The sequence below is a fragment of the Synechococcus sp. R55.8 genome, from assembly GCF_047461895.1.
GTDB lineage: Bacteria > Cyanobacteriota > Cyanobacteriia > Thermostichales > Thermostichaceae > Thermostichus.
In genome coordinates this window covers 23,459-27,025 of the sequence record NZ_JANSIB010000026.1, presented here as the reverse complement: position 1 = coordinate 27,025, position 3,567 = coordinate 23,459, and the positions used below count along the sequence as shown (strand labels likewise).

Annotated in this window: 4 protein-coding genes; 2 read left to right on the top strand and 2 right to left on the bottom strand. The window is 61.7% G+C overall.

Annotation, left to right across the window (positions count from 1 at the left end; genetic code table 11):
• Positions 1-135: 135 nt before the first annotated feature.
• Together cbiB and NW829_RS04310 are read right to left on the bottom strand one after the other, a co-directional pair.
• Positions 136-1,140 carry an adenosylcobinamide-phosphate synthase CbiB gene (gene cbiB, locus NW829_RS04315; protein ID WP_414416517.1) on the bottom strand — a complete coding sequence of 335 codons (1,005 nt, stop codon included), beginning with the start codon at positions 1,138-1,140 and terminating at the stop codon, positions 136-138.
• 13 nt (positions 1,141-1,153) lie between these two features.
• Positions 1,154-1,609, bottom strand: a complete 456-nt coding sequence (locus tag NW829_RS04310) for an Rrf2 family transcriptional regulator (protein WP_414331465.1) — start codon at positions 1,607-1,609, stop codon at positions 1,154-1,156.
• 254 nt (positions 1,610-1,863) lie between these two features.
• Between NW829_RS04310 and rsmI the strand changes: the two genes are divergently transcribed.
• Together rsmI and rppA are read left to right on the top strand one after the other, a co-directional pair.
• Positions 1,864-2,862, top strand: coding sequence for a 16S rRNA (cytidine(1402)-2'-O)-methyltransferase (rsmI, locus tag NW829_RS04305; protein WP_414416516.1), 999 nt, complete (start codon positions 1,864-1,866; stop codon positions 2,860-2,862).
• Between the two features lie 28 nt (positions 2,863-2,890).
• Positions 2,891-3,567 (top strand): two-component system response regulator RppA (gene rppA, locus NW829_RS04300; protein ID WP_414416515.1); only part of this gene is annotated, 677 nt, incomplete at its 3' end.

Sequence of the window (3,567 nt, the reverse complement as noted above, 5' to 3'; positions counted from 1 at the left end):
CTAGTTAGCTTTGCTAACTCTACCTCAAGTTCTGGGGGAAGTTGCGCCTGTGGAGATTCCTCTGCCGGGGTTGAGTCAAAAGCTCAGCTAGGTAAGGGTCGTAGAAGCAGGAAGCAACCGGTTGTTTAGTTCATCCTAGGGGGTGAAATAAACGACCATGAGTTGCAGAACGGTCAACAGGAGAGTTGCTCCCACCATCAAACTCCCCCAAATCCATACAACCTGTCGCAGCAGTCCCAAGCTTTCCCGCACCACTTGCGGGGTCAAGGGGCGAGCTGGGATCCCCAATTTGGGTTTCACCTTCGGGATCCCCTGATAGAAATTGGTTCCCCCCAATTGGATCTGCAGCCGCCAGGCAAAAGCCGCTTCGCTCCACCCCGAATTGGGGCTGGGATCCGCTTGCGCGTCCTGACGACACCGCTGCCAGAACCCCCAAGGATCCCGGCTGAGCAGGGCCAGGGTGAGCACTGTCAGGCGGCAGGGCAGCCAAGTCAGCCCATCCTCACAGCGGGCCGGCACCGTGCCCAAATGGGTGAAGGGGGGATGGCGGTAGCCCACCATCGAATCCAGCGTGCTGCTGGCCTTGTAGGCTAGGGCCAAGGGCGCCCCTCCCAAGAAGGCGTAGAACAGAGGGGCAGTTGCTCCGTCGGGAGTATTTTCGGCCACCGTCTCAATCAGCGCCCGCAAAATCTCCGATGCCGTCAGGTGCTCTGTATCCCGCCCCACGTAGCGGCTGAGACGTTGACGGGCCTCCGGCAGATCCTCTTTTTCCAAGGGATCCAACACCTCCAAGGCGGCAAAGCGCAGGCTGCGCCCTCCCAGACAGCTGGCCATCAGGATCACCTGCACGAGGATCCCTGCCCAGGGGTGGATGGTATTGCCGATGGCGACCAGTCCCCAGCCCACGCCGTAGGATCCCCCCACCAAAGTTAGGGTGAGAACTGCCCCGCCCCACTGTTGTGCTTGCGGAGTCGAACAGTGCTTGAGGATATAGCCTTGTCCCCAGGCAATTACAGCCCCCATCACCCGCACCGGATGAGGCCAACCCCAGGGATCCGCCAGCAGATAATCCAAAGCCAAAGCTGCCGCCAGCACCACCCCGGCAGTTGGTTGGGCCGGGAAAAACAGCGATGACTCCATCCCGCCAGCAGGCTCAAACCACAAATCCACTCTCCTGATCCTGAGCCGCCTGCCAGCTCCGAACATCAAAATACAGATCTTCCAAGGTGGTTTCCTCCAGCACCTGCTGCACTTGCCGAGCGATCCGCTTCCACAGGGCTTCCGTCACCCAGTCCAGCCGCTCCGCCGAATACACGGCTGTGGCGTCAGAACTCTCCACAAGAGGATGCAGGGATTCTCCCACCGCCGCCAAAATGGCGCTGATCGGGATCCGCCGCGGCGCCCGTGCCAACCGGTAGCCTCCCTGGGCCCCCCGTTGGGAACAAACCAAGCCGGCCTGCCGCAACTCAATCAGCAACTTTTCCAGGTAGGGAGCTGGGATCCCCTGTCGCTGAGCAATGGCCCGCACCGAAGCCATTTGCCCGGAGCCGAGCATCGCCAGATCCAACAAAGCTTTGATGCTATAGGTGGCCCGCGTTGTCAAGCGCACCGGGATCCCTCTCCGCAGCACTTCTCGATCCTGCCATAGGACTCCGTCCCGCTACCGCGAAAGGACTCCGTCCCGCTACCGCGAAAGGACTCCGTCCCGCTACCGCGAAAGGACTCCGTCCCGCTACCGCGAAAGGCAGATGCTTGGGTATCGGGGCACCGGCCAAGAGAGGTTAATCTGGGGATCCGAGGCGATCTCTAATTGCTCTAATTGGCTATTGTCTGGTTATCGGCAGCTCAGCCTTGGAGCTCGGGATGGAACACCCCACCGCCAGCCTTTATTTGGTGGCTACCCCCATCGGCAACCGCGAAGACATCACCCTGCGGGCGCTGCGGGTTTTGCGGGAAGTGGACTGGGTGGCGGCAGAAGATACTCGCCACTCCGGCCAGCTTCTTAAACATTTTCAAATCTCCGCCCGCCTCATCAGCTATCACGAGCACAACGCTGCCCAACGGATCCCGCAACTCCTGAAGTATCTGTCGGCGGGCCAGTCGGTGGCCCTGATCAGCGATGCCGGCACCCCCGCCATTTCCGATCCGGGAGAAGAGCTGGTGCGTGCCTGCATTCAGGCCGGGATCCCGGTGATCCCTGTGCCGGGGCCGGTAGCTGCTGTTGCCGCCTTGACCGCTTCGGGCCTGCCTACAGGACGATTCGTGTTCGAGGGATTTTTGCCGCTTAAACCCAGTCAGCGACAGGCCCGCCTGCAACAGTTGGCCCAAGAAGAGCGCACCGTCGTTCTCTATGAAGCCCCCCATCGCCTGCGCCAAACTCTGCAGGATCTGCTGGATCACTGCGGCCCAGAGCGGCAGATCGTGCTGGCGCGGGAGCTGACCAAGCTGTATGAGTCCTTCTGGCGGGGATCCCTGGCAGCAGCTCTGGAGCACTGCGCCGCCCAGCCGCCGCGGGGGGAGTTCACCCTCTTGCTTGAGGGATATGTGGGTGCCGTTCCCAGCCCTAACCCTGCCAGAGGCGGGACGGAGTCCTTGGATGGGCGGGGAGACAGTGAATCGGAAGCGGAAATTCGTCAAGAAATGGCCCGATTGCTGGCCGAGGGCCTGTCCCGGTCTGCAGCCAGCCGCCGGTTGGCCCAGCGTCTGCAGGGATCCCCCATCTGGACGCGGCGCCGCCTTTACGATCTATCCTTGCAGCTTGAGCCGCTCCCCAGTTCTGTGATTGCTGCGCAACGCTCTGGCGGAAAGGAGTCCTTTCCTGCGTGCGTCAGTTTCCAAGACGACGGCGAGACTGAGTCCTGAGGCGTTCGCGTTAGCGGGACGGAGTCCTATGGCACGGATTTTGTTGGTGGACGATGAAGTGGAGTTGGCCGATTCTCTGGCCCAGCAATTGAGGCGAGAGGGCTACACGGTGGACGTCGCCTACACAGGAGGGCGGGCCTGGGAGCTGCTGCAAAAGTCCCCCGCTCTGCCCTACGATCTGCTGGTCTTGGATTGGATGCTGCCGGAGCTCTCTGGGCTTTCCCTCTGTCAGCGGGTGCGGCAGGTGGATGGCACCACTCCCATCCTGTTTTTGACCGCCAAAGATACCCTAGACGACCGGGTGGAAGGGCTGGATGCCGGGGCAGATGATTACTTGGTGAAGCCGTTCGAGCTGCGGGAACTGCTGGCGCGGGTGCGGGCCCTCTTGCGGCGAACCACAGGTACTGGAGAAGGGATCCCTCGCCTACAGATAGGGGATTTGGAGCTGGATCGGGAGAACCAGGTGGCCTACCGGCAGGGGCGGATGATCCACCTCTCCCAAAAAGAGTTTCGCCTGCTGGAGTACTTCATGACCCACCCCGGCCAGTTGCTCACCCACGACCAGATCTACGAGCAGGTGTGGGCCGGAGAGGATCCCCCCAGCAGCAACGTCTTAGCAGCCCAGGTGCGCCTGCTGCGGCGACGCCTCAGGTTGCCCGGGGCAGCAGAATTGATCCACGCCGTCTACGGCAAGGGCTATCGCTT